At 37.5% G+C, this 320-nt stretch carries 1 pseudogene; it reads right to left on the reverse strand.

Going from position 1 to position 320, the window contains the following annotated elements:
• A pseudogene (locus tag EXE10_RS21305) lies at positions 1-320 on the reverse strand (transposase); the annotation flags it as partial.

Consider the following 320-nt stretch of genomic DNA (forward strand, 5'->3'; position numbering starts at 1 on the left):
TCGATTAACTTTTGTGGTTGAAGCGGCCCAGTTTCTTCAACACACCTTCTAAAAAATCAATTTCTAATGCCTGCTCACCGATTTTTGCATGTAGTTTTTTTAGATCGATGGGTGGTTCTGTTGGAGCTTTTGATTGATCGAAAGCTTGCGAGGAAGCTGAAATCAGTTGATTTTTCCAGTCGATAATTTGGTTTTGATGAACATCAAATTCAGCACTCAATTCAGCAAGTGTTTTTTCTGCTTTAATCGCAGCAAGTGCTACCTTAGCTTTAAAATCATTTGAATGATTTCTTCTTGGTCTACGTGCCATAAAATACTCC

The sequence above is a fragment of the Acinetobacter sp. WCHAc060033 genome, from assembly GCF_004209125.1.
GTDB lineage: Bacteria > Pseudomonadota > Gammaproteobacteria > Pseudomonadales > Moraxellaceae > Acinetobacter > Acinetobacter wuhouensis.